Annotated in this window: 22 protein-coding genes; 10 read left to right on the top strand and 12 right to left on the bottom strand. The window is 63.4% G+C overall.

The genetic code is table 11. From position 1 onward, the window contains the following. Window positions 1–63 precede the first annotated feature (63 nt). The 3 genes from ACIPZ8_RS00110 to ACIPZ8_RS00100 all read left to right on the top strand — a co-directional run bounded on the left by ACIPZ8_RS00110 (window position 64) and on the right by ACIPZ8_RS00100 (window position 5906). Window positions 64–1395 carry a deoxyguanosinetriphosphate triphosphohydrolase gene (locus ACIPZ8_RS00110; RefSeq protein WP_400719016.1) on the top strand — a complete coding sequence of 444 codons (1332 nt, stop codon included), beginning with the start codon at window positions 64–66 and terminating at the stop codon, window positions 1393–1395. Between the two features lie 282 nt (window positions 1396–1677). After that, window positions 1678–2298, top strand: a complete 621-nt coding sequence (locus tag ACIPZ8_RS00105; protein WP_400719014.1) for a response regulator — start codon at window positions 1678–1680, stop codon at window positions 2296–2298. A gap of 8 nt (window positions 2299–2306) precedes the next feature. Beyond that, on the top strand, window positions 2307–5906 hold the full coding sequence (locus tag ACIPZ8_RS00100) for a transporter substrate-binding domain-containing protein (protein ID WP_400719012.1): 3600 nt from the start codon (window positions 2307–2309) through the stop codon (window positions 5904–5906). 38 nt (window positions 5907–5944) lie between these two features. On the opposite strand, the gene ACIPZ8_RS00095 is transcribed toward ACIPZ8_RS00100, so the two are convergent. Further along, window positions 5945–6289, bottom strand: a complete 345-nt coding sequence (locus ACIPZ8_RS00095) for a YggL family protein (protein WP_085674884.1) — start codon at window positions 6287–6289, stop codon at window positions 5945–5947. Window positions 6290–6476: 187 nt separating this feature from the next. On the opposite strand from ACIPZ8_RS00095, the gene dacB reads away from it, so the two are divergent. Continuing rightward, window positions 6477–7940, top strand: a complete 1464-nt coding sequence (dacB, locus tag ACIPZ8_RS00090; protein ID WP_400719010.1) for a D-alanyl-D-alanine carboxypeptidase/D-alanyl-D-alanine-endopeptidase — start codon at window positions 6477–6479, stop codon at window positions 7938–7940. Between the two features lie 80 nt (window positions 7941–8020). Here the strand turns inward: dacB and ACIPZ8_RS00085 are convergent, their stop codons facing one another. Both ACIPZ8_RS00085 and rlmKL read right to left on the bottom strand, forming a co-directional pair. Next, window positions 8021–10414 (bottom strand): diguanylate cyclase, encoded by a 2394-nt coding sequence (locus tag ACIPZ8_RS00085; protein WP_400719008.1) that lies wholly within the window; start codon window positions 10412–10414, stop codon window positions 8021–8023. Window positions 10415–10508: 94 nt separating this feature from the next. Next, window positions 10509–12701, bottom strand: coding sequence for a bifunctional 23S rRNA (guanine(2069)-N(7))-methyltransferase RlmK/23S rRNA (guanine(2445)-N(2))-methyltransferase RlmL (gene rlmKL, locus ACIPZ8_RS00080; protein WP_400719006.1), 2193 nt, complete (start codon window positions 12699–12701; stop codon window positions 10509–10511). A 563-nt stretch (window positions 12702–13264) separates the two neighbouring features. On the opposite strand from rlmKL, the gene rmf reads away from it, so the two are divergent. After that, entirely contained in the window at window positions 13265–13480 is a 216-nt protein-coding gene (rmf, locus tag ACIPZ8_RS00075) for a ribosome modulation factor (RefSeq protein WP_079227119.1), read from the top strand. Window positions 13481–13579: 99 nt separating this feature from the next. Here rmf and ACIPZ8_RS00070 read toward each other — a convergent pair whose 3' ends face one another. Next, window positions 13580–14605: a quinone-dependent dihydroorotate dehydrogenase gene (locus ACIPZ8_RS00070; protein ID WP_400719004.1), complete on the bottom strand. Its 1026-nt coding sequence runs from the start codon at window positions 14603–14605 to the stop codon at window positions 13580–13582. Between the two features lie 127 nt (window positions 14606–14732). On the opposite strand from ACIPZ8_RS00070, the gene ACIPZ8_RS00065 reads away from it, so the two are divergent. The 5 genes from ACIPZ8_RS00065 to cobA all read left to right on the top strand — a co-directional run bounded on the left by ACIPZ8_RS00065 (window position 14733) and on the right by cobA (window position 20379). Then, on the top strand, window positions 14733–15935 hold the full coding sequence (locus ACIPZ8_RS00065) for a CmpA/NrtA family ABC transporter substrate-binding protein (protein WP_400719002.1): 1203 nt from the start codon (window positions 14733–14735) through the stop codon (window positions 15933–15935). 11 nt (window positions 15936–15946) lie between these two features. After that, on the top strand, window positions 15947–16522 hold the full coding sequence (locus ACIPZ8_RS00060; protein ID WP_110632488.1) for an ANTAR domain-containing response regulator: 576 nt from the start codon (window positions 15947–15949) through the stop codon (window positions 16520–16522). 200 nt (window positions 16523–16722) lie between these two features. Next, complete coding sequence (locus ACIPZ8_RS00055; protein ID WP_400719000.1) at window positions 16723–17934, top strand: nitrate/nitrite transporter; 1212 nt, start codon at window positions 16723–16725, stop codon at window positions 17932–17934. Window positions 17935–17943: 9 nt separating this feature from the next. Then, window positions 17944–19611: a protein kinase gene (locus ACIPZ8_RS00050; RefSeq protein ID WP_400718998.1), complete on the top strand. Its 1668-nt coding sequence runs from the start codon at window positions 17944–17946 to the stop codon at window positions 19609–19611. 27 nt (window positions 19612–19638) lie between these two features. Beyond that, on the top strand, window positions 19639–20379 hold the full coding sequence (gene cobA / locus ACIPZ8_RS00045) for a uroporphyrinogen-III C-methyltransferase (protein WP_400718996.1): 741 nt from the start codon (window positions 19639–19641) through the stop codon (window positions 20377–20379). A gap of 74 nt (window positions 20380–20453) precedes the next feature. Here the strand turns inward: cobA and ACIPZ8_RS00040 are convergent, their stop codons facing one another. The 8 genes from ACIPZ8_RS00040 to ACIPZ8_RS00005 all read right to left on the bottom strand — a co-directional run. Continuing rightward, window positions 20454–21491: an OmpA family protein gene (locus tag ACIPZ8_RS00040; RefSeq protein ID WP_400718994.1), complete on the bottom strand. Its 1038-nt coding sequence runs from the start codon at window positions 21489–21491 to the stop codon at window positions 20454–20456. A gap of 110 nt (window positions 21492–21601) precedes the next feature. Further along, on the bottom strand, window positions 21602–22168 hold the full coding sequence (sigX, locus tag ACIPZ8_RS00035) for an RNA polymerase sigma factor SigX (protein ID WP_033696348.1): 567 nt from the start codon (window positions 22166–22168) through the stop codon (window positions 21602–21604). 113 nt (window positions 22169–22281) lie between these two features. Beyond that, a complete protein-coding gene (locus ACIPZ8_RS00030; protein ID WP_400718993.1) occupies window positions 22282–23106 on the bottom strand; it encodes a mechanosensitive ion channel domain-containing protein in 825 nt (274 codons plus the stop codon). A 2-nt stretch (window positions 23107–23108) separates the two neighbouring features. Continuing rightward, window positions 23109–23372 (bottom strand): CrfX protein, encoded by a 264-nt coding sequence (locus ACIPZ8_RS00025; RefSeq protein WP_294334533.1) that lies wholly within the window; start codon window positions 23370–23372, stop codon window positions 23109–23111. A 93-nt stretch (window positions 23373–23465) separates the two neighbouring features. Then, window positions 23466–24461 carry a zinc transporter ZntB gene (locus ACIPZ8_RS00020; protein WP_400718991.1) on the bottom strand — a complete coding sequence of 332 codons (996 nt, stop codon included), beginning with the start codon at window positions 24459–24461 and terminating at the stop codon, window positions 23466–23468. Between the two features lie 27 nt (window positions 24462–24488). Beyond that, window positions 24489–24980: a ribonuclease E activity regulator RraA gene (gene rraA / locus ACIPZ8_RS00015; RefSeq protein WP_085674904.1), complete on the bottom strand. Its 492-nt coding sequence runs from the start codon at window positions 24978–24980 to the stop codon at window positions 24489–24491. Window positions 24981–25071: 91 nt separating this feature from the next. Beyond that, window positions 25072–26064: an alpha/beta fold hydrolase gene (locus ACIPZ8_RS00010; protein WP_400718989.1), complete on the bottom strand. Its 993-nt coding sequence runs from the start codon at window positions 26062–26064 to the stop codon at window positions 25072–25074. 102 nt (window positions 26065–26166) lie between these two features. After that, a partial coding sequence (locus ACIPZ8_RS00005; protein WP_400718987.1) for a putative PEP-binding protein occupies window positions 26167–26346 on the bottom strand: 180 nt, incomplete at its 5' end.

Raw genomic sequence — 26346 nt, 5'->3', positions numbered from 1 at the left:
GCCCCTTGCACGCCTGCCCACGACAGCTGAAGCTATACCCTTCGATCGACAGGAGACCGCGCCTTGGACTGGCACACCCTGCTCACCCGCGAACGCCTCGGCAAAGCCCTCTACAGCGCCGAAGAACTGGGCCGCAGCCCTTTCCACAAAGACCATGACCGGATCATCTTCTCAGGGGCTTTTCGCCGCCTCGGGCGCAAGACCCAGGTCCATCCCGTTTCCAGCAATGACCATATCCATACGCGCCTGACCCATTCCCTGGAGGTCAGCTGCGTGGGCCGTTCACTGGGCATGCGCGCCGGCGAAACGCTGCGCGCCAGCCTGCCCGAGTGGTGCGAGCCCAGCGACCTGGGCATGATCGTGCAGTCGGCCTGCCTGGCTCACGACATTGGCAACCCACCGTTCGGCCACTCCGGTGAAGACGCCATCCGCCACTGGTTCCAGCAGGCCGCCGGGCGTGGCTGGCTGGACGACATGAGCGACGACGAGCGAGCCGATTTCCTCAACTTCGAAGGCAACGCCCAAGGCTTTCGCGTGCTCACCCAGCTCGAGTACCACCAGTTCGATGGCGGCACCCGGCTCACCTACGCCACCCTTGGCACCTACCTCAAGTATCCTTGGACTGCCCGGCATGCCGATGCCCTCGGTTACAAGAAGCACAAGTTCGGCTGCTACCAGAGCGAGCTGCCACTGCTCGAGCAGATCGCCCGCAAGCTCGGCCTGCCACTGCTCGAGGCACAGCGTTGGGCGCGCCATCCGCTGGTCTACCTGATGGAGGCGGCAGATGACATCTGCTATGCCCTGATCGACCTGGAAGACGGCCTGGAGATGGAGCTGCTGGACTACGCTGAAGTCGAGGCACTGTTGCTCGACCTGGTCGGTGACGATTTGCCGGAAACCTATCGCCAGCTTGGCCCTGCCGACTCCCGGCGACGCAAACTGGCAATCCTGCGTGGCAAAGCGATCGAGCACCTGACCAATGCCGCGGCCCACGCCTTCGTCGAGCAGCAGCAGGCTCTGCTGGGCGGGCACCTGAGTGGTGACCTGGTCGAGCACATGCACGGCCCGGCCAAGCGCTGCGTACTGCAGGCCAAGGACATGGCACGCAACAAGATTTTCCAGGACAAGCGCAAGACGCTGCATGAGATTGGCGCCTATACCACGCTGGAAATCCTCCTCAACACGTTCTGCGGTGCCGCCCTGGAACAGCACGGCGGGCGCACCCCTTCGTTCAAGAGCCGCCGCGTGCTCGATCTGATCGGTAACAATGCGCCCACCCCGCAAGACTCGCTGCACAAGGCGTTCCTGCGCATGATCGATTTCATCGCCGGCATGACCGACAGCTATGCCAGCGAGATGGCCCGGGAAATGACCGGGCGCTCAAGCCCGACCTGAAGCCACGGCAGCGTCGCCCGGTGCAGTACCGAGCGACGCACTTGACTATCAGAAACTTCCTACAAGCATCACTCAGCCACTAAACAGCAGCTAAACAGGCAACTAAAAAGTTGCCAAAACACAGCTGAAAGCGAAGCATATCCTTACACTTCGTAGCCGAATTTGAACTCAGCTGTAAGGCGTTTCCCATATATACCTAATCTCCCTGCCGCGTCCCCCTGCCGAGTTGCAACTGGGGTAAGGTGCCTCCTGCCTCCGTCATCCGCCGCAGGAAACTTGAACATGAATACTGTATTTATTGTCGATGACCATCCTGTCATCCGTCTTGCTGTCCGCATGTTGCTCGAAAACCAGAACTACAAGGTAGTGGGCGAATCGGACAACGGCGTGGAAGCCATGCAGATGATTCGTGAAACCCAGCCTGAACTGGTCATTCTGGACATCAGCATCCCCAAGCTCGACGGCCTTGAGGTCCTTTCGCGCTTCCAGGCAATGGCCCTGCCACTGAAGGTCCTGATCCTCACTGCGCAGTCTCCGGCGCTGTTCGCTGTGCGCTGCATGCACTCAGGCGCGGCGGGTTATGTATGCAAGCAGGAAGACCTGAACGAACTGCTCAGTGCCATCAAGGCCGTACTCGCCGGATACAATTATTTCCCCAGCCAAGCCATTCACAGCAACCACGAAACTGCAGACTCTGATTTACGACTTTTCCGACTCGTTAACGACCGAGAACTTATGGTCCTGCAACTTTTCGCCCAGGGCCGCAGTAACCAGGAGATCGCCAAAGGGATGTTCCTCAGCAACAAGACCGTCAGTACCTACAAGAAGCGACTCATGCAGAAACTGCAGGCCGACTCGTTGGTCGATCTGATCGAAATGGCCAAACGCAACGCGCTGGTCTGAGGTCGTCAATGGTGCAAATGATTGCCTGTCTTGGGCTTGCCCTGACACTGGCCTGCAACCTGGCACAGGCCTCATCCCATGAAGTCATGCCCTATACGCTGCTGGCCCGCTCTTCAACCATGCCACTGAGCCCGCCACTGACAGAACCGCAACGGCAATGGCTGCAGGGCCGACATGCCCTCATCCTCGGCACTTCGGCGCCCGACTATCCGCCCTTCGACATCACCAGTGGCGGGCAGGACTATCAGGGCCTCACTGCCGAATACGCCAACCTGATCGGCGAGGCACTGCACCTGCCGATCCAGGTCATGCGCTACCCCAACCGGCACGCGGCGGTCCAGGCGCTCAAACGGGGGGACATCGACCTGCTCGGCAGCGCCAATGGTTACGAAGCGGCAACCGAGGGGCTGGTGCTTTCGCATCCCTATGCCATCGACCAACCCGTGCTGGTGACGCGGGAAGATGAACGACGAACCCTCAACGGGGGCTTGGCGGGCATGCGCCTGGGCATGCTCGACCACTACCTGCCCCAGGAGAAAATCCATGCGGCCTACCCCATGGCCGAAATACTGGCGTTCGGTTCTTCCACCCAGGCCCTCAACGCCGTGGCATTTGGCCAGGCTGACGTGTTCATCGGCGACACCCTTTCAACACACTACCAACTCAATCGCGGCCACTTGCCGCGCCTGCGCATGGCCAGTTTCGGCCAGCACGAAAACTTCGGTTTCAGCTTTGCCATGCGCGCTCAGGACGTGCACCTCAAGGCACTGGTGAATGCGACGCTCGACCGCCAGTCCAGCGCCGTGCGGGCCAGCCTTTTCAAACGCTGGAGTGCCGGCGCTGAACTGCTGCTGAGCGATCGCAAACTTCAGCTGACGCCCGAGGAAGAACAGTGGCTGATGAGCCATCCAATCACGCAGGTCGCCATCGACGAAACGGCGGCACCCCTGTCCTATTTCGATGGCAATGGCCATTTTCGCGGGATAACCGCCGACCTGCTGGACCTGATACGCCTGCGTACCGGCCTGCGCTTTGAGGTACAGCGAGCCAATGGCATCGCCGATTTGCTCGCCCGGCTGGAAAAAGGCCGCGTGAACATGATCGCCGCCCTTACCAACGACGGTACCAGCGACAAGCGCCTGCACCTGAGCCGGCCATACCTCGAAAGCCCATTTGTGCTGGTCACGCGCGCCCAAGACAAACAGTACGGTTCACTGGAAAATCTGAACGGGCAGCGGGTTGCCATTTCTCGCTACAGCAACCTGGACGACTTGCTGACAACCCGCTTTCCACAGGTTGGCTGGATCGAGACGGAGAGCCCCTTTTATTCCGTGGCGCTGCTCAACAGTGGCGCCGTCGACGCCGTGATCACCCCCTTGATCGATGCCAACCACGCCTTGGCAAGCAATTCCGACCTGATCATTCGCAGCACGGTGGGTAGCGAGCCGGCCATCTTCTCCATGGCCACCAGCAATCAGGACATGCCGCTTGCCTCGATCCTCGACAAGGCCCTGCTGAGTATTTCACCGGAAGAGCTGGGGGTCATAAACAACCGTTGGCGCGGCTACGACGTGCATGAAGATGCCAGCTGGCCAACCTGGCGACGCCTGATCCTGAAAGTGCTGCTGGGCACTGGCATGCTACTGTTGCTGGCACTGATCTGGAACGCCCACCTGCGGGGGCAGATCAAACAGCGCCGACGCGCCGAACGCGCACTGAACGATCAGCTGGAGTTCATGGGGGCGCTGCTCAACGGCACTCCGCACCCCATGTACGTGCGCGACCGGGAAGGCCATCTGCAAAGCTGCAATGCCAGCTATCTCGAAGCCGTCCAGTCCCGCCTTGAAGACGTGATTGGCAGGCGCCTGGATGAGACCCTGTTCGCGGGCGCCGAGAACACCCCCCAGATCCAGGCCGACTACCAACAGGTGATGGCTGCCGGCGTGCCGCTGATCATCGACCGCCCTTTGCGTTTGAAGGATAGGGAAATCACCATCTACCACTGGATTCTGCCCTATCGCGATTCGCTGGGTGAGGTGCAAGGGATCATCGGCGGCTGGATCGACATCAGCGAGCGCCGCAAACTGGTTCAGGAGCTGCGCGAAGCCAAGCGCCTGGCCGACGACGCCAACCGCGCCAAAAGCACCTTCCTTGCCACCATCAGCCACGAGATCCGCACACCGATGAACGCGGTCATCGGCATGCTCGAACTGGCATTGAGGCGCGCCCGGCAGGGGCAGGTGGATCCCACCTCACTGGAAGTCGCCCATCACTCGGCCAGGGACTTGCTCGGCCTGATCGGCGATATCCTGGATATCGTGCGTATCGAGTCAGGCCACCTGTCCCTCAGCCCGGAAGCGGTCGATCCCGCCGTACTGGTCGAGTCGGTTGGCCGGGTATTCGATGGCCAGGCCCGGCAGAAAGGCCTGGCCCTGGACATCAGCATCAGCCCCGATGCCCGCTGTCATGGGTTGCTCGACCCACTGCGCTTCAAGCAGGTCCTGTCCAACCTCGTCAGCAATGCCATCAAGTTCACCGAGCAAGGGCAAGTCCACGTCACGCTCGGCTTGCGCGAAGAAGGTCCCGACGCACCGCCAACGCTGGAGCTCGAGGTACGTGACAGCGGCATCGGCATTCATGACGATGACCTGCTGCGGTTGTTCAACCCGTTCGTCCAGGCCAACCCACACAGCCAGGGTGCGCGGGCGGGCACTGGGCTGGGCCTGGCTATCTGCCGCAGCCTGTGCGAGATGATGGGTGGCAACCTGAGCATCAAGAGCCTTCCGGGGTTGGGCACACAGGTTCGCCTGATGATGCCGCTGGAGCGTGTCGACGCCCCGGCGTCCCCCATATTAGAAGTCGAAGAGGTCGAAGCCCCCGCCCCCGACCTGAAGGTGCTGGTAATCGATGATCACCCTGCCAACCTGCTGTTGATGGCCCAACAACTGGGCTATCTGGGCCTCAGCCATGCCAGCGCCAGCAATGGCCGCGAGGGCCTGGACAAATGGCGACACGCGCCGTTCGACGTGCTGGTACTCGATTGCAACATGCCACACATGAACGGCTACCAGCTAGCCACCGCGGTTCGCAGCGAGGAACGCCAGAGCGGGCGCCCGCGTTGCGTCATCCTGGGCTACACGGCGAACGCGCAACCCGAAGTCAGGCAAAAGTGCCTCAGTGCCGGCATGGACGATTGCCTGCTCAAGCCCATCAGCCTGCGCACCCTCAGCCAACGCCTGGCCAAGATTGCGCCCCATCGACGGCCAGCCATTGCCTCACTGTTCAACCTGGCGGGCCTGGCCGGCATCGTCGGCGACAACGCCAGAAGCCGTACCCGCTTTCTCACCGCCGTGCACACAAGCCTGAAGGAAGACCTGGCACTGCTCATGGACCTTGATCCCCACCACCAGGCCGCCGAGATTCGCGAGCAGGCACACAAGATCCTCAGCGCGGCACGGCTGCTGGAAGCCAAGGGCATGATGAAGGCCTGCGAGGCCCTGGAGGAAGCACGTTCGCCTGCAGCCTGCATCAAACTGCAGCGGCAGGTACTGGCACGGCATATGCGCCGAGTGGAGAAAGCGCTGGCCAGGGAACTGACCAGGGCTTGACTGAGCGACGCCCGTGCGGGGCGCCGCTCAAGCACGCATCAGGAAGCCGGGTTGATCGGCTTTTCCGGATACCAGGCGTCCAGCAGCGGGCTGACTTCGATGTTGGTCAGTTCGCTGCGGCCTTTGAGCCAGGCTTCGACAGTGGCGCGCTGCTCTTCGCTGACCGAACCGCGGTTGGCCAGGCAGACCAGGCCGAAGTCATCGCCGCCGACGTAGTCCAGGCCGTTGGCATCCATGGCTTCTGCCAGGAAGGCGTCGAGGAAGGCATCGATGGCTTCGTCGGACAGGTCTTCCTTGAAACCCAGGTTCAGTTCGAAACCCAGCTCCTGGAATTCATCAACGCACAGTTTCTTGCGCAGACGACGGGAACGGTTGGTAGCCATGAAACAATCCTCTTGAGTAATAACGCGCGGCACTTTACCAGTTTCCGCGCTACAAAGGCGCTTTTCCGTCGAACGTGGCGCATGAGCGCTGCGCTTGGGGCATAATGCGCTCTATATTTCATCCTGGGGTGATCATCTCCTACAGCCCCATTGTCTTTTCCCCTCGTCCGCAGGGTATTTAATCCTTATGATCAAAAAGCTCCGCCCCCTCGTTCTCGCCGGCCTGCTGTTGCCGCTTGCATTGCCCAGCCAGGCAGCTGCCGTCAATACCTCCCTGCCGCCGAAAGTCCAGCAGGCGCTCAAGGCCAACAAGCTGCAGGACAGCGCACTGTCGCTGGTCATGCTGCCGCTGAACGGCCCAGGCTCGGCCACGGTGTTCAACGCCGATGTATCGGTCAACCCGGCTTCGACCATGAAGCTGGTCACCACCTACGCCGCCCTTGAACTGCTCGGCCCGACCTTCCAGTGGAAAACCGAGTTCTACACCGATGGCACCCTGAGCAATGGTGTGCTCAATGGCAACCTGTACCTCAAGGGCGGCGGCGACCCCAAGCTGAACATGGAAAAGCTCTGGCTGTTGATGCGTGACCTGCGCGCCAATGGCGTACGCACCGTTACCGGCGACCTGGTGCTGGACCGCAGCCACTTCGTGCAACCCAACCTGCCGCAGTTCGACGATGACGGTGGCGACGTCAACAAACCGTTCCTGGTCAAGCCCGATTCGCTGATGATCAACCTCAAGGCCCTGCGCTTCGTGACCCGCAATGACGGCGGCAAGGTCACCGTCGCTGTCGAGCCCCCGATCGCCAGCATCCGCATCGACAACCAGGTCAAGGCCGTAGCCTCCAAGCAGTGCAGCGGCGACGTGCGCTACAACCCGGTGCCGCAACCTGACGGCATCAGCGTGACCGTCACCGGCCAGCTGGGCGATGGCTGCAACTCGCAAACCTACCTGTCGCTGCTTGACCACCCGACCTACGCTGCCGGCGCCGTGAGGGCAATCTGGAACGAGCTGGGTGGCAGCATCCAGGGCCGAGACCGCATCGAGAACGTGCCGAAGAGTGCACGCCTGCTGGCCCGGGCCTTCTCGCCCGACCTGGTGGAAGTGATCCGCGACATCAACAAGTACAGCAACAACACCATGGCCCAGCAGCTGTTCCTGAGCCTGGGTGCGCAGTTCCGCACCGACGCCGATGGCGACGACGCCCGTGCCGCCCAGCGCGTGGTGCGCCAGTGGCTGGCAAAGAAGGGCATCACCGCGCCGCACCTGGTGATGGAGAATGGCTCCGGGCTGTCACGTGCCGAGCGGGTCAGCACCCGCGAGATGGCGGCGCTGCTGCAGGCGGCGTGGAACAGCCCTTACTCGGCCGAGTTCATCAGCTCGATGCCGCTGGTGGGCATGGACGGCACCATGCGCAAACGCCTCAAGCGCACCGCCATGACCGGTGAAGGGCACATCAAGACCGGCACCCTGAACACCGTGCGGGCAATTGCCGGCTTCAGCCGCGACAGCAATGGCAATACCTGGGCGGTGGCAGCGATCCTCAACGATCCTAAGCCGTGGGGTGCCTCGCAGGTGCTCGACCAGGTGCTGCTGGACCTGTATCGCCAACCGAAGCTGAACAACAGCACAACTGCAGCCGCACAATGATGCGTCGATAACCTTTACCGGCCTCTTCGCGGCGATCTGACTTGCCCCGCGAAGAGGCCGGTAAAGGCAGTCAAGAAACCTCAGGCCAGCTCACCTTCGACCCGGTCCCGGCCGGCCTGCTTGGCCGCATATACCCCAGCATCCGCCCGCAACAGCAAGGCATCGGCCCCCTCCCCCTGCCGCCACCCGGCCACACCAAAGCTCGCAGTCACCTTGCCCACCCCTTCCACCGGCACGCTGCGCACGCCTTGCCACAACTCCGTGGCCAGCATCCGCGCCTGCTCGGCGTTGCTGCCCGGGCACAGCACCATGAATTCCTCCCCACCCAAGCGACAGAATACATCGGTGCGGCGCAAGCGCTGACCAATCCGTTGGCACAAGCTGCGTAACACATGGTCACCCACGGCATGACCGTACTGATCGTTGATCCGTTTGAAATGATCGATGTCGAGCATGATCACGGCCAGATCCAGCTCATCACGCTGGGCGCGGTCCAGCTCGACCTTGAGCCGCTCCTGGAAATAGCGGCGGTTGTGAATACCGGTCAGCGCGTCGGTCACCGACAGTGCACGCAACTCCTCCTCGACCCCCTTGAGGTCGGAGATATCGGTGAGGTAGCCATGCCACAGCGTGCATCCATCCTCGCCGGGCTCCGGCGTCGCTTCGCCGCGCACCCAGCGCAACCCGGCACGCGGCAGGCACACCCGGTACTCTTCGCGCCACGGTGACAGGTGTTCTGCGGAGTAGCGCACTGAACGGCGCACGCGCTCCAGGTCATCGGGATGAATGCGTTCGAATACCGCCGTGGCATCCTCGCGCAGCAACTGCAGGTCGACCTCGTAGATATCGAACAGCCCCTGGCTGGCATAGGGGAAGCACGAGTGACCATCGGCATCCAGCTGGTACTGATAGATCCCGCCAGGTACTTCCGCGCTGAGCTTTTCCAGCAGGCGATCACGCAGGGCCAAGGCCTCGTGCACCCGGCGCCGCTCGGTGACATCGATACAGATCGCCAGGTAGCCGACCCACAGCCCCTGTTCGTCGAGCACGGCGGTCACCAGCATGTTGGCCAGCAGGTGGCTGCCATCCTTGCGCACCAACGTCCACTCGCCCGGTTCGCCACCGCTGTCCTGGATGGTCTCGGCGAACATCGCCTGACCACCGGCGATGTGCCGCCCATAGCGCAGGCTCAAGGCATGAGCACGCTGGCTGAGCTCTTCAGGCATCACCAGGTTTTCCAGCTGCAGGTGCCCGATGGCTTCACTGGCCGAATAGCCCAGCATGCGTTCGGCACCGGCGTTGAAGGTGCTGACCTCACCCTTGAGGCTGGTCGCGATGATGGCCACCTGGGTTGCGGCATCCAGTACGCTGCGCAACTGGTTGTGGGTATCGCGCAACGATTGCTCGCTGACCCGCAGCTCCGCCGTGCGCTGCTCGACCAGGGTCAAGGCACGCTGGCGCTGGCTGAACAGGCTGTAGAGCAACGCGCTCAGCAACAGGCTCAGCAACCCACCGAGCAGCCCCACGGCCAGGACGGCGGCGGACTGGTTGGCCTGCATGAATGCCTGGCTCGGGCGAATGTCGAGCTGGAAATGGTGGTCGGCCAGGTGCAGCAACTGCGTGCTCACCAAAGCCAATGGCGCCACCGGGTTCTGCGAATCGAACAACACTTCATGGCCATCGCGCCCGCTCGGGTCGATGATACGGACCACCAGGTTGTCATTGGCAGCGACCGGCAGGCCTTCGGTGATCAACTGGCGCATGTTAAGCAAGGCCATGACATACCCCGCAGGCGGTTCATCAGGCCGTGCATCGGAGAACACCGGGGCCACCATCAGCAGCCCTCGGGTAAAGCCGGGGGCGACGTTGAGCATGTCCAGCGGCTCGGAAACCGCCATGCTGCCTGGCTGCAGTGCCCGCGCCAAGGTCTGCTCGCGGGCCGGCTGGCTGCGCAGGTCGAGCCCGTAGGGTTGCCCCTGCAAATGGTCGGCCTGGGTGTAGAGCACCGGGTAGTAATGGTCGCGCCGTGGCGAGGGGTGCCAGTTGCCTGCCCCATCCACCTCGCGGATCAGGTAATCCTGCCCCAACCAGATACTGGCCTGGCGCTCGAACTCGCGCCGTTGCCCGGCCTCGACCCGTGGCGCCCAGGAATAGGCCTGGGTCCGCTGCAGCAAGGGCCGGGCGTAGCCATCGAACTCGCTTGGGGTGATTTCGTTGGAGTAGGTGAAGAAACGCCGCAAGCCATCCAGGCGTTGCTCCTGGTCGTCAAAACGCTCGGCGATACGGCTATGGCGCTCGCTGGCCAGCAGCTCGAAGCGCTGGCGCAACTGCTGTTTGTAGAAGGCCTGCGCGGCCAGCGCCAGGCCAACCGACAGCAGGACGCCGGCGACCAACGCCACCAGCGCCACCGCCCAGCCAGCCATCGCCTCGCTGCACAGGCCCAGCACCTTCGCACGCACGCCCCACTTCGACATAGATCAATCTCATCACGTCAGCGTCCTGCGAATTCTCTGGCCCTGTGCAGAGTTATAGCTATTGGCCATTAGCCACGCAATGCGCCTCGTCGAATTAACGCAATTGCAGGCGCCAGGCGCGGTGAATGCGGTTGTTGCGAGCGAAGTCCGGGTCCAGGGTCTGGGCACTGATTTCTTCCACCGCGTAGCGCGTGCTCACATGCTCGTCGAGCTGGAACTTGCGGAAGTTGTTGGAGAAATACAGCACGCCACCGGGTGCCAGGCGAGCCATGGCCAGGTCGAGCAGTTGCACATGGTCACGCTGGACGTCGAACACCCCTTCCATGCGCTTGGAGTTGGAGAAGGTCGGCGGGTCGATGAAGATCAGGTCGTAGCTGTCGCGGTTGGCTTCCAGCCAGGCCATCACGTCACCCTGCTCCAGGCGGTTACGCTCGGAGAAACCGTTCAACGACAGGTTGCGCCGCGCCCAGTCCAGGTAGGTTTTCGACAGGTCGACGCTGGTGGTGCTGCGTGCACCGCCCTTGGCCGCGTGCACGGTGGCCGTGGCGGTGTAGCAGAAAAGGTTGAGGAAGCGCTTGCCATTGGCCTCGCGCTGGATGCGCATGCGCATAGGGCGATGGTCGAGGAACAGCCCGGTGTCGAGGTAGTCGGTGAGGTTGACCAGCAGCTTGACACCACCCTCGTTCACTTCCTGGAAGCGACCTTCGGTAGCCTGGCGCTCGTACTGGCGAGTACCGCTCTGGCGCTCGCGACGCTTGAGCACCACACGCTGCGGGTCGATGTTCAGGGCCTGGGGGATCGCCGCCAGGGCATCGAGCAGGCGCGCCTGGGCCTTGTCCGGGTCGATCGAACGGGGGGCTGCGTATTCCTGCACATGCACCCAGTCCTGGTAGAGGTCGACTGCCAGGGCATACTCAGGCATGTCGGCATCGTACAGGCGGTAGCAGTCGACCTGCTCACGGCGGGCCCACTTGCCGAGCTGCTTGAGGTTCTTCTGCAGGCGGTTGGCGAACATCTGTGCGCCTTCCGACAGGCGTGCCGGTTCGCTGGCAACCGCCGCAGGGCGGCGGGCCTCGCCATTGTCGGCCTGGGCCTCGCGGCGCTCGCCGGTGACGAACTGGTCAGGCTGGACCTTGAACAGCAGCAGCTTGCACGGCAAGGCGCCGTTCCAGAAGGCATATTGCTTGTGGCTGCGGATACCCATGCGCTTGCCCAGCTCCGGTGCGCCGGTGAACACCGCCGCTTCCCAGCCCATGCAGGCCTGGCGCAGGCGCTCGCCAAAGTTCTGGTAGAGGTACAACAGGCTGGCCTCGTCACCGAGGCGCTCGCCGTACGGCGGGTTGCTGATGACCAAGCCTTTCTGGTTCTGGTCCGGGCGTGGTTCGAAGGTGCTGACTTCGCCCTGGTAGATCTTCACCCAGTCGCCCAGGCCTGCACGCTCGACGTTGTTGCGCCCCGGCTGGATCAGCCGCGGGTCGGCTTCATAACCGCGAATCCACAGTGGCGGCTTGGCCAGGCCGGCTTGCGCGCGGGCCAGGCCCTCTTCGTGAACCTTGCGCCAGGTGGCCGGCACATGGCCGAGCCAGGCACTGAAGCCCCAGCGCTCACGTTTGAGGTTGGGCGCGATATCGGCGGCGATCATCGCGGCCTCCACCAGGAAGGTACCGACACCGCACATCGGGTCGGCCAGCGCGCCGCCCTCGGCGGCAATGCGCGGCCAGCCGGCGCGGATCAGCACCGCAGCCGCGAGGTTTTCCTTCAGTGGCGCGGCGCCTTGCTGCAGGCGGTAGCCACGCTGGTGCAGGCTGTGGCCGGACAGGTCGAGCGAGAGGATCGCCTCACCACGGTCCAGGCGCAGGTGCACGCGCACATCCGGGTCGACCTTCTCCACCGACGGGCGCAGGCCCTCACGGTTGCGCAGCTTGTCGACGATCGCGTCCTTGACCTTGAGCGCACCGAAATGGGTGTTGTCGATGCCCGAGCCATGGCCGCTGAATTCCACCGCCAGGGTACCGTCGGCAGCCAGGTGGTCGGCCCAGTCGACGGCGTGCACGCCATCGTAGAGGTCGTCGGCGTTCTTCATCGAGAAGCGCTTGAGCACCAGCAACACGCGGTTGGCCAGGCGCGACCAGAGGCACAGGCGGTAGGCGGTTTCCATGTCGGCGGCGCCGCGAATGGCCGAGGTGTGCTCACGCACATCATCGAGGCCGAGGCCTCGGGCCTCTTCGGCAAGCAGGCCTTCCAGGCCTTTGGGGCAGGTGAGATAGAGTTCGAAACGGTCCGACATGAGTTTTCCAGCGCCTTGGGCTATGTAAGTGACGAGGCGACGCATCGCCTGGCCGATGTTTGCCCGAACGCCCTTCCAGCAAGCGTCCGAGTGGCCTTCCCCGCTGCTTCATCGCAGCCGGGCGGCCGGGCCGCCTGATCGATCTGCCGCTCGCGAGGTGGCAAAAACAGCTTAGATCATCAGGCAGTACCAATAATTTCCGTCGACTTCGGGGCCCGTGTGACCCTTCGTCGCATTACCAGATATTTCTGCCATCCCGCCGCAACGCTGGCGAAATGACGTCAAGGTTCGGCAAACCCTGATCACAGCGGGCTCAACGCCAAACAAGGTTGAGTCGCATTTATTTACTTATCCCCTCACCCTTGGAAAGGTTACGTGCTTATGACAAATCGATCATTCACACGGTGACCTGCATTCGATAGAACTGGTCTCAGGCCGCTTCGCAACGAGGCGGCACCTTCAGCTCGCCACGCCGGCAGCGAGCGCAAAACCGGCAGAAAGACTCTGCCCGGCCTCGGAGAGGCCGACGGGACATTACAGTCAACAAGTGAGGGCAACACCCTATGAGAAGACTTAAGCGTGATCCGTTGGAAAGAGCATATTCACGTGGCTACCAATACGGGGTCACCGGCAAATCCCGCGAACTTTGCCCCTTTACTCTTCCTTCAGTTCGCCAAGCCTGGATCAACGGCTGGCGCGAAGGTCGCGGTGATAACTGGGACGGAATGACTGGCACCGCTGGCATCCATAGACTCAACGAAAATCACGCCGTTGGCTGAACGAGGACGACACTGAATTCGAGTTACCATGCGCGCCCTATCCGGGCGGCGGGCTTCGGCCCAGGGGCCCCTTGAAGGGGCCCTTTTTTATGCCCGCCTTCAGGCCTTGGGCATTGCCGCGATCGCATCCACCGCTTCACGGATCAGCGCCGGCCCCTTGTAGATGAAGCCGGAGTAGATCTGCACGAGGCTCGCCCCGGCAGCGATCTTCTCTGCCGCATGACGGCCTTCGGTAATGCCACCGGCGGCGATGATCGGCAGCTTGCCACCCAGCTCACCCGCCAGCACCTTGACGATATGGGTGCTCTTCTCCAGCACTGGCGCTCCCGACAGGCCGCCGGCCTCGCCACCATGCTCCAGCCCTTCGACACCCTCGCGGCCCAGGGTGGTGTTGGTGGCAATTACCGCATCCATTCCCGACGCCATCAGCGCCGAGGCCACCAGTGCGGTTTCCTCGTCGCTCATGTCCGGCGCGATCTTGATCGCCAGCGGTACGCGCTTGCCATGTTCGGTGGCCAGCTGCTCACGGCGTTCGGCCAGGGCATCGAGCAGCTGCTTGAGCGAGTCGCCGAACTGCAGGCTGCGCAGGCCCGGAGTGTTCGGCGAACTGACGTTGACGGTGATATAGCTGGCTTCGCCGTAGACCTTGTTCAGGCAGATCAGGTAGTCGTCTACCGCACGCTCGACCGGGGTATCGAAGTTCTTGCCGATGTTGATGCCCAACACACCGTCGTAGCGCGAAGCACGCACGCGCTCGAGCAGGTGATCAACGCCCAGGTTGTTGAAGCCCATGCGGTTGATGATCGCCGTCGCCTGCGGCAGGCGGAACAACCGTGGCTTGGGGTTGCCCGGCTGCGGACGCGGGGTCACGGTGCCGATCTCGACGAAGCCGAAGCCCAGCTGGGCAAAGCCGTCGATGGCCGCGCCGTTCTTGTCCAGGCCCGCCGCCAGCCCCACCGGGTTGGCGAAGTTCAAGCCCATCACGGTCACCGGCAACGCGGCCGGCTGTTTGCACAGCACACCGTTGAGCCCAAGCCGGCCACCGGCGCCGATCAGGTCCAGGGACAGGTCATGGGAGGTTTCCGGGGAAAGCTTGAACAGCAGCTGGCGGGCCAGGGTATACATGGGCGGGCAAGGCTCGGGGTGAGTGAGCCAGCGATTATAGCCAGCGCGCGCCCGGCATGACAGGGGCTTGGCACATGGGTTGCTACTTCCTTTGCCTACAGCCTGTTCAGTTCGGCCGAGGACCTTCGTGAATACAGCACCTCTAGCCTGGGTAAACGGCAGCGATGCGCCGGAAAAACCCAGCCTCAACATCGGCTACATGGCCCTGACCGATTGCGCCTCGGTGGTGGTCGCCGCCACCCAGGGCTTCGCCCAGCAACACGGCCTGACCCTCAACCTCAAGCGCCAGGGCTCCTGGGCCGGCCTGCGCGACAAGCTGGCCAGCGGCGAGCTGGACGCCGTCCATTGTCTCTATGGCCTGGTCTACGCCGTGCACCTGGGGATCGGTGGTGTGCCGGCGAACGACCTGGCGGTGCTCATGGGGCTGAACCAGAATGCCCAGGCCATCAACCTGTCGCCGGCCCTGCAGCGCAAGGGCGTGACCAGCCCTGAGGCACTGGCACAACAGGTGCACCAGCATGGCGCACGGCTGACCTTCGCCCAGACCTTCCCTACCGGCACCCATGCCATGTGGCTGTATTACTGGCTGGCCAGCCAGGGCATCCACCCGCTGCATGACGTCACCAGCGTGGTGGTGCCACCGGCACAGATGGCGGCGCATATCCAGGCCGGGCGCATCGACGGTTTCTGCGTTGGCGAGCCTTGGGCCGCTGCCGCCGTCAGCCAGGGCCAGGGCTTTACCCTGGCCACCAGCCAGTCGATCTGGCCCGACCACCCGGAGAAGGTACTGGCCTGCACCCGCGCCTTCGCCGAGCACAACCCCAATAGCGCACGTGCACTGGTCAAGGCGGTACTCGCTGCCAGCCGGTTCATCGAACAGAGCCCGGAAAACCTGCGCAGCACCGCGCAACTGCTCAGTGGTAGCGCCTACCTCGACACGCCGATCGAGAACGTCGAGCCGCGCCTGCTGGGCGACTACCAGGACGGCCTGGGTAACGCCTGGCACGACCGGCACGCCCTGCGCCTGTACGACCAGGGCCGCGCCAACCTGCCTTACCTGTCGGACGGCATGTGGTTCATGACCCAGTTCCGCCGTTGGGGCCTGCTGCGTGACGACCCCGACTACCTCGGCGTTGCTCGCCAGGTGCAGCAATTGACGCTGTACCGCGAGGCCGCCGACGCACTCGGCGTACCCTGCCCCGGGTCAGCCATGCGCAGCAGCCTACTGATCGACGGCACGCGCTGGGACGGCACGAACCCACATGCCTACGCCCGCAGCTTCCGCCTGCACGCCCTGGGCCCTGCGCCCGATGCCCACGTCGGTCTGTGAGGGCCATCACCATGTTGCGCATCCTGCTGATCGACGATACCCAGAAGAAGGTTGGCCGCCTCAAGGCCGCACTGCGCGAAGCCGGATTCGAAGTGATCGAGGCGCCAGACCTGACCATCGACCTGCCAGCCTGCGTCGAAACGGTGCGTCCGGACGTGGTGCTGATCGATACCGACTCACCCGACCGTGACGTGATGGAGCAGGTGGTACTGGTCAGTCGCGACCAGCCACGGCCCATCGTGCTCTTCACCGACGAGCACGACCCGGCGGTGATGCGCCAGGCGATCCAGGCGGGGGTCAGCGCCTACATCGTCGAAGGCATCCATGCGGCGCGGCTGCAGCCCATTCTCGATGTCGCCATGGCGCGCTTCGAGAGCGACCAGGCGCTCAAGGCCCAGCTGTTGGCCCGCGACCAGCAACTGGCCGAGCGCAAGCGCATCGAGCAGGCCAAGGGGTTGTTGATGAAGATGAAAGACTGCAACGAGGAACAGGCCTACACCCTGATGCGTCGGCAGGCCATGAGCCGGCAGCAGAAGCTCATCCAGGTGGCCGAGCAGATCATCGCCATGCATGAAATGCTGGGCTAACACTGAAATTGCGAGCTGTTGTAGGAGCGTTCCGGCCAGGGGTACAGAATTGGCCCAGCTTTTGCTGAATACATTTCACCGGTAGCCAACGGCGGTTGCCTCATAAAACTCCCGACAAAGACGTCGCTCTCCCCTCCACGCCAGTGGACCGGGTAGCGGCGTCTTTTTCGTTTCCGTTGCATTGCCGAGTGAGGTGTTCGATGAGTACCAGCTTCTGGAAATCCGGGCATGTGCCCACGCTGTTCGCCGCGTTTCTGTATTTCGACCTGAGCTTCATGGTCTGGTACCTGCTTGGCCCGCTGGCGGTGCAGATCGCCGCCGACCTGCAACTGAGTGCCCAGCAGCGCGGCCTGATGGTGGCTACGCCGATCCTTGCCGGTGCGGTGCTGCGCTTCGTCATGGGCGTGCTGGTCGATCGCCTGTCGCCGAAGACCGCTGGCCTGATCGGCCAGGTGATCGTCATCGTCGCCCTGACCTGCGCCTGGCATCTGGGCGTGCACACCTATGAGCAAGCCCTGCTGCTGGGCGTATTCCTCGGTGTTGCCGGTGCTTCGTTCGCCGTGTCGCTGCCGCTCGCCTCGCAGTGGTATCCGCCGCAGCACCAGGGCAAGGCCATGGGCATCGCGGGTGCGGGCAACTCCGGCACCGTGTTCGCCGCCCTGCTGGCTCCGGTACTGGCCGCCGGGTTTGGCTGGAACAATGTGTTCGGCTTTGCCGTGCTCCCGCTGTTGCTGACCCTGGCGCTGTTCGCCCTGCTTGCCCGCAATGCCCCGCAGCGGCCCAAGCCCAAGGCGGCAGCCGACTACCTCAAGGCGCTGGGCGACCGTGACAGCTGGTGGTTCATGTTCTTCTACAGCGTCACCTTCGGCGGTTTCATCGGCCTGGCCAGTGCCCTGCCCGGCTACTTCAGCGACCAGTACGCCCTGAGCCCGGTCACCGCCGGCTACTACACCGCCGCCTGCGTATTCGCCGGCAGCCTGATGCGCCCGCTGGGGGGCGCCCTGGCCGACCGCTTCGGCGGCATCCGCACGCTGCTCGGCATGTACAGCGTGGCCGCCATCTGCATCGCAGCCGTCGGCTTCAACCTGCCGAGCGCAGCCGCCGCCCTGGCACTGTTCGTCAGCGCGATGCTCGGCCTCGGCGCCGGCAATGGCGCGGTGTTCCAGCTGGTGCCACAACGCTTTCGCCAGGAGATCGGCGTAATGACCGGGCTGATCGGCATGGCCGGTGGCATCGGCGGCTTCCTGCTGGCGGCAGGGCTCGGCGCCATCAAACAGCACACCGGCGACTATCAGCTGGGCCTGTGGCTGTTCGCCAGCCTCGGCTTGATCGCCTGGTTCGGCCTGCACGGGGTCAAGCAACGCTGGCGCACCACCTGGGGCTCGGCAGCGGTTACCGCTGCACGGGTCTGAGGCACGCCGATGAGCCTGCTGCTCAGCTTCGCCCAGGCCAGCGCCACCGGGCCACGCGCGGAGAACCAGGACGCCCTGCGCCTGGTCACGCCAGCCCCGGAACTGGCCGCCAGCAAGGGCTACCTGTTTGCCCTCGCCGATGGCGTCAGCCAGTGCGCCGACGGCGGCCTGGCAGCCCGCGCCAGCCTGCAGGCGCTGGCCATGGACTACTATGCCACGCCTGCCACCTGGGGCGTGGCCCAGGCCCTGGACCGCCTGCTGCTGGCACAGAACCGCTGGTTGCGCGCCCAAGGCAGCCAGCCGCTGCTGACCACACTGAGCGCCCTGGTGCTGCGCGGGCGCCGCTTCACCCTGGCGCACGTGGGTGATTGCCGGGCCTATCGCTGGCACGCTGGCCGCCTGCAATGCCTGAGCGAAGACCACGTCTGGGACCAGCCCGGCATGCAACACGTGCTCAAGCGCGCCCTGGGCCTGGACCAGCACCTGCTGGTCGACTACCTGGACGGCGAACTGCACGCTGGCGAGTGCTACCTGCTGCTCAGCGACGGCGTCTGGGCCAGTCTCGGCGACCAACACATCCAGGCCGTGCTGCGCGAGCAGCCCGACTTGCAGTCGGCCGCCGACACCCTGGTTGCCAGTGCCCATCACAACGGCAGCCAGGACAACGCCAGCGCCTTGCTGGTGCGGGTCGAGCAACTGGGCACGGCCAACCTCGGCGACACCCTGGTGCAACTGCAGCAATGGCCATTGCCTGGGCCGCTGCGCGAGGGCCAGGCGCTCGATGGCTGGCAGGTCGAGACGCGCCTGGCACACAGCCGCCAGTCGCTGCTCTACCGGGTACGCGATACCCAGGGCCAACCATGGCTGCTGAAAACCCTGCCCGGCGAGCGCGAACAGGAACCCGGTGCCGCCCAGGGCCTGCTGCTGGAAGAATGGTACCTGCGCCGGGTCGCTGGCCGTCACTTCCCCGAACTGCATCCCGCGAGCCAGCGCCAGCACCTGTATTACGTGATGCGCGAACATAGCGGCAAGACCCTCGCCACGCACCTTGACGAACAGGGCCCCTTAACGCTGGCACAGTGGCTGGAAATCGCCCGCCAGCTGCTGCAGGCCGTCGGCGTGCTACACCGGCGCAACCTGCTGCACCGCGATATCAAACCGGAAAACCTGCACCTGGGCGATGACGGCCAGGTGCGCCTGCTGGACTTCGGCCTGGCGTACTGCCCGGGCCTGTCCCAGGACCCACTGCACGAGCTGCCCGGCACGCCATCGTACATCGCCCCGGAAGCCTTCGAAGGCCAACCACCAAGCCCGCGCCAGGACTTGTACGCCGTCGGCGTCACGCTCTATCGCTTGCTGACCGGGCATTACCCTTACGGGGAGATCGAGGCCTTCCAGCGCCCGCGCTATGGCCAGCCCGTCAATCCCTCCCGCTACCGACCCGACCTGCCTGAATGGCTGCAGCACAACCTGCTGCAAGCCGTGGCGGCGGACCCGGCGCAACGCTTTGAGACCGCCGAGCAATGGTTGCTGTTGCTCGAACGCGGTGACCGCCAGGAACTGCTCAGCCGCCCCCGTCCATTGCTGGAGCGTGAACCGCTGAAGGTCTGGCGCACCCTGGCCCTGCTGTCCCTGCTGTTCAACCTGATACTGCTGTTCGCCCTGCTCAAGGGCTGAACGCGCCCTGCCGATGAGGAAACACTGATGAATGCAAAAGTCTGGCTGGTCGGCGCTGGCCCTGGCGACCCTGAACTGCTCACCCTCAAGGCCGTGCGTGCACTGCAAATGGCCGACGTGGTGATGATCGACGACCTGGTGAATCCGCAGGTGCTGGTGCATTGCCCGCAGGCCAGGGTGATTGCCGTGGGCAAGCGCGGCGGCTGTCGTTCCACACCCCAGTCCTTCATCCAGCGCCTGATGCTGCGTCATGCACGGCAGGGTCGTTGCGTAGTGCGCCTCAAGGGCGGAGACCCGTGCATTTTTGGCCGTGGCGGCGAAGAAGCAGCGTGGTTGCAAGGCCATGGCATCGAAGTGGAGTTGGTCAACGGTATTACCGCAGGCCTGGCCGGTGCGACCCAGTGCGGGATCTCGCTGACCTCCCGCGGGATCAGCCGCGGGGTGACGCTGGTGACAGCGCATACCCAGGATGACAGCGAGCTGAACTGGGCGGCACTTGCGCAGGGTGGCACGACCCTGGTGGTGTACATGGGCGTGGCGCGGCTGGAGCAGATCCGCCGGGGGCTACTGGAGGGCGACATGGCGCCAGGGATGCCGGTGGCGATGATCGAGAATGCGTCTTTACCGCAGCAGCGGGAGTGCCGCAGCAATGTGGCAGAGATGGTCGAGGATGCCCAGGCATTCGGGCTGTGCAGCCCGGCGATTCTGGTCATCGGCGAGGTGGTTGGGGAGCAGGTGATGCAGGCATGGGTAGCAGAAGCCGTGTGATGCGCTGCCTGCACAAATGACAGGCAAAGAAAAACCCGGCCGAGGCCGGGTTTTTCATTGAAGCTTCAAACCAATTACTTGGCCTGGGCTTCTACCTGAGCTTCAACGCGACGGTTGATAGCGCGGCCTTCTTCGGTGGCGTTGTCGGCAACCGGACGGGTTTCGCCGTAGCCAACCGACTGAACGCGGCCGGATTCAACACCGTACTGCTGGGTCAGAACCTGCTTCACAGCATTGGCACGACGCTCGGACAGTTTCTGGTTGTAAGCATCTGGACCGACGGAGTCAGTGTGACCTTCAACCACGGTGGTGGTCTGTGGGTACTGCTTCATGAAGTCAGCCAGGTTCTTGATGTCGCCGTAGCTGTTTGGCTTGACGACCGACTTGTCGAAGTCGAACTTGACGTCCAGCTCAACGCGAACGACTTCGGCAACAGCCGGGCAGCCATCAGCGTCAACGGTAACGTTGGCTGGGGTGTCTGGGCACTTGTCGACGTTGTCGCAAACGCCGTCGTTGTCGGAGTCGGAGCAGACTTCAGCAACTGGAGCAGGAGCAGCAGCAACCTTGCCACCGCTGCCACCGAAGTTCAGACCAACACCAACGCTTGGGCCCCACTCGGTGTAGCCGCTGTCGATGTTGTAGTTGGCTTCAACGCCGGCACGGGCGAAGAACATGTCGGTGATGTACCACTTGGCGCCAGCGCCAACGTTGGCGAAGGTGGAGTGGTCACGGCCGCCACGAGTGGCCTGGCCCAGGCTCTCGTGAGCGAAGCCAGCGGAAACGTACGGACGCAGAGCGTCGCCGACGGTACCGAAGTGGTAGGTAGCGTCCAGCTTGGCCTTGGAACCTTTGATGTCCTTGTTGCCGTCGTCGCCACGAGCGTTGTGAGTCTCGTTGTAGCCCAGGTCCAGGGATACGTCGTCGGTCAGGAAGTAACCCAGGCGAACACCAGGGTTGGTGCCGTCGTTCTTGAAGTTACGTTCGCTGTCGTAGTACTGCTTGGTCACGTTGCCTTCGACTTCGACTGCGCCCTGGCCTTGAGCCATAACGCCGAACGAAGTAGCTGCGACGAGCGAGCCAATGGCCAAGCCCAAGGTGTTTTTCAATTTCATCCGTTAAATCCCCATCTGGTGATAGTTAAGCAGTCCCACCAACATCCGGGGGACAACTCGACGGCAAGTCTAGCAGAACTCGCCGATCCGTTAGAGATATTTACAAGGGACTAAGTTTCATCCAGGCCTGCAAATTTCTCACGAAGCTTGTCTAGCGCGCGCTTGTAGCGCATTTTCGTTGCGCTCAAGCCCATGTGCATGATATCGGCGATTTCCTGAAACTCCAGTTCTGCGACAAAACGCAGCACCAGGATTTCCCGATCGATCGGGTTCACATGCACCAGCCACTTGTCCAGCCCGCCTTTTTCTTCCGGTTTCGGAGCCTTCTCTTCGGACGCCTCTTCTACAGGGTCCAGGCTCAAGGCATCCATCAACCGGCGTTTACGACGCTCCTTGCGGTACTGGGTAATGCACTCGTTGTAGGTAATGCTGTAGAGCCAGGTCTTGAACTTGGACTTACCCTCGAAGTTCTTCAGACCGTACAGCACCTTCAGCATCACTTCCTGACAGACATCATCAGCGTCGCGGTCGTTCCCCAGATAACGCGCACAGACGTTGAACAGGGTCCGCTGGTAGCGCCGCATGAGCTCCTCATAGGCGCGGGTTACGTGATACAGCTCCTCATGCGAACGCGCCACCAACTCCTCGTCGGTGAGTTCGCGGGGGTCATAACGCATGGGCGGCGAATGAACTTTATTCAAAACGGATCTGGCCGACAGTCAGGTCAATGTCGCCGCTCAGCCCCATGGGGCGATTTTCGCGGCGGCATACATTAACAGCTTTTGTGCGGTTAGCGGCTATTGACTCGCTGCTCGAGGAGCACGCGATTGGACAGCGACACCAGTTCGCCATCATCGGTCAACAGCGTCGTCTTGACCGTGCCGATCTCTTCGATCATTCCTTCAACCTCTCCAATCCGCACCTGCTGGCCGACTTGGTAGAGTTCGCGAACATAGATGCCGGCCAGGATCTGCCCGGCGATTTCGCGGCTGCCTAGGCCCATGGCAAGCGCAACGGCCAGACCAACGGTTATCAGGCCAATGACGATCACGTGGTTGAGCAGGTCGGTTTTGACCTCGAGCTGGCTGATAGCCACCGAGATGCTGATGATGATCACCAGACCTTGGGTGATGCGCCCCAGGCCTGCGGAGTATTCCAGGCCGATCCCTTCCGCCGCGCCGCGCACCAGGCCGTTGGCCACCTGCGCCAGCAGCACGCCGGCCAGCAGTACCAGGGCTGCGCCGAACACCTTGGGCAGGTACAGGGCAAGCATGTCGAGGGTTGCCGAAACCCGCTCCAGGCCCAGCGATTCGGCGGCCGAGACGAGGAAAATCAGCAATACGAACCAGTAGACGACCTTGCCGACCAAGGTCGAGATCGGCACCTGGATGCCAACCCGGCCAAGCATCTTGGTCGCTCCGGTGCCGGCCATCAGGCGGTCCAGGCCGAACTTGGCCAGGAGTTTGGAAAGCAGTGTATCGAGCAGCTTGGCCACCACGAAACCGAGCAGCACCACGACCAGCGCGCCGAACAGGTTGGGGATGAAGTTCGCTACCTTGGTCCATAGGGCGGTCATGGCAGTGACCAGGCTCTGGGTCCAGAGATCGAGTTCCATATTCAATCGGCCTTATCTGCTTTGCTGCCAGTGGCAGCGTTGCGGGTAGAGTGTCGACGCACCGGCGCAACGTGCGCCGAGCCATTGTTCACGGCGATCAGCAGCGCCTGGCTCCAGCGGCCAAGCAGGCTGAACAGATCACCGGCACCGACCTGACGGTTGGCGGTTTTGAGCACGCGACCCAGGCACGCGGCATCGTCTCGCTCCTCACCGGAGGGCGATGCCTTGAGCAGGTCACGCAGGGATTCTTCAAACGGATCGTGCATGGGCACCTCGCGCAGTGTCAGTCAGAGACGAGATGGCCGAGCGATGGGTCACACATCGCACTGGGACGAATGTTTCAGGATGACGCTGCACCTTCATACCCAGCGCAACCGCCGGAACAACCACCACTGCCCCACCGCCAGGCCCAGCACGACGATGCAGGCCAGCAGGAAGCCATAGGGGTTGCTCGACCCCGGAATGCCACCGACGTTGATACCGAGCAACCCGGTGATGAAGCTCATGGGCAGGAAGATGCAGGTGATGATGCCAAAGCGGTACATGGTCCGGTTCATCCGCTCGCTGCGCCTACGGTCTTCGCTTTCCAGCACCAGCGCTGCCCGTTCGCGGGTCAGCTCGAGCTCTTCGAGGTAGCGGATCAGGCTGTTGTTCAGCTCGTTCCAGTAATCAGCGTCGGCATCACAGAACCAGCTCCACTTGCTGCGCGACAGCTGGGCATAGATCTCCCGCTGTGGCGCCAGGAACCGGCGCAAGCCCGCAGCGCGGCGACGAGTCTGCTGCAGGCTGCCATGTTCCGGCGTATACCGTTCGTCGGATTCGACCTTTTCCTCTTCGTCGTCGACCAGTTCCGAGAGGTCGCTGACCAGGCTCTGGACTTTCTCGGTCAGCAGCTCGCCCATCAGCAGCAGCAGTTCGGAAGCCGATTTCGGCCCCCTGCCCTCTTCAAGCTGCTGAAGGATCTCATCACTGGCACGCAACGGCCGCAAACGCAGCGAAATGACCCGCTGCGCCTGGGCATGGATGCGTACCGACACCATGTCCTCGGGCTCGGCGCCCGGGTTGAGGTTGACCCCGCGCAAGAACAGCAGCATCTGCTCACCGGCCTGCGGCAACAGCCGTGGCCGGGTGTTCTCCTCCAGCAGCAGGTCGCAGGCGAACTCGCTCAGGCCACTGTCCTGCAGCAGCCAGGTGCGGGTTTGCGGATGGCTTCGATCCCAGTGCAGCCACAGGCTTTCCTGTGGCTGCAGCTGCAACTCGTCCAGCTCGGTCCGGGCGATCGAACGCGCGCCGCCTTCACCATCGAGCACCAGGGCATGCACCAGCCCCCACTGCGCGTTGTCTTCCTCGAACATCAAAGCTCCATCAGCGCGTACGGCGCGTCACTCCGGCATTTTCAGCGGGCTTGGTGAGATGATCACGCCGTTATTGTCGGCATACAGGTACTCGCCCGGGCGGAACGTGACACCGGCAAAGGTCACGGCCACGTTGAGGTCGCCGATACCGCGCTTGTCGGTTTTCATCGGGTGGCTGGCCAGCGCCTGCACACCGACGTCGGTCTGGATCAGCACGTCGACGTCTCGTACGCAGCCATAGATCACCAGGCCTTCCCAGCCGTTCTTGGCGGCCTTCTCGGCGAGCATGTCGCCGAGCAGCGCACGGCGCAGCGAGCCCCCCCCATCGACCACCAGGACCTTGCCCTTGCCATCGAGCTCGACCTGATCCTTGACCAGCGAGTTGTCTTCAAAGCACTTGATGGTGACGATCTGGCCACCGAAGGAATCGCGGCCACCGAAGTTGCTGAACATCGGTTCCAGCACCTGTACCAGGTCCGGGTAGGCGTCACACAGGTCGGGCGTTACGTAATGCTGCATGGGAAGCTCCTGTCAGTCACAACGAAAGCGGGTATCGGCCAAGGCTACACCGTAGAAGCTGTCGCAGTCATCCGGGACTGAGCAGTCAGAGTCAGCCAACAGGCACCGGCTCGGCAGCCACCGTCGACTCATGCACCGGCAGCAGCGGATCACGCAACCAGCGCTCCACCAACGGCCAGACCTGCGCCTGCGCCGCCTTGCTCACCAGCATGTCGACATGCCCGAAGGCCTCGAAGCCCTCTTCGTGGCCCAGGCGCAGGAACTGCTTGCGCTCGCCACCCAGCTGATCGAAAAGCTTGCGGCAAGCCCACACCGGGTCCTGGTGGTCCCCCGCGCCGGCCACCGCCAGCAACGGCACATCCACGTCGGCCAACCCTGCCCACCAGTCGTTCTGCTTGTCGCCAAAGCGCCCGAACAAGCCATGCCAGCGCATACTCTCGAGCGCCAGGCCGATCGGCTCGTCCTCCGGCCCACGCTTGAACCGCGGTCCGGAAATCTGCCCCCAGCGCTTGAGCAGCAGTTTCGCCCCCCAGGTCAGCGGCGGCACCTTGAGCGGCCAGTAGACCCGGCTGATCTGGGTACCGAAAAGCGCCACGCTGGCCACCTGCTCGGCCTTGAGGAAACCGCCACCCAAGGCCGCCACCAGGGTGGTGCCCCCCAGGGAATGACCAACCCAGTGCGGCGCCTGGCCAGACTGCTCGCGCACGAACGCACCGATCAGCGGCAAGTCGTCGCGGGCATAATCGGCCACGCTGTTGTGCTTCCAGTTGCGGTTACGCGGTGACAGGCCGTGGCCACGCATTTCCGGGATCCACACATCGAACCCGGCCCGCGCCAGGGAGGCGCCAAGGCCGATGCCCTTGGGTGAATACCAGAAGCGCCGATTGGAGAAACTGCCATGCAGCAGAATCACCGGCACACCCTGGGGCCGGCCCAGATCAGCCAGCCCCAGGCGGGTCACGGCCAGCTCGACGCTGGGGTCAGGGCCGTTGCCGGCCTTGATCCGGTACACGTCTTCGCTGAGGTCGCCGCGGCGCTCGGCACTGAGCAAGGCCACGGGAAAAAGGTTGCTGCTGCTTTGCATAAGGTTGCTTGGTGCACAAAAAAGGGCGGGATCCATCACTGGAACTCGCCCTGGAAAAAACCAGGCGGGGGCGCGCCAGACGCGCCCCCGCAATTTACCGCATCAGGCCGCGCCCTGGCCTTCGGCCAGGAAGAACCAGGTCTCCAGGACCGAGTCCGGGTTCAGCGACACGCTTTCGATGCCCTGTTCCATCAGCCACTTGGCCAGGTCCGGGTGGTCCGATGGGCCCTGGCCGCAGATGCCGATGTACTTGCCAGCCTTGTTGCACGCCTGGATGGCGTT

Origin of the sequence: Pseudomonas sp. NPDC089422, from assembly GCF_044749405.1 — a bacterium.
Lineage (GTDB): Bacteria > Pseudomonadota > Gammaproteobacteria > Pseudomonadales > Pseudomonadaceae > Aquipseudomonas.
Note: the sequence above shows the minus strand (reverse complement) of the source record. Positions and strands in the feature narration are given on the sequence as shown.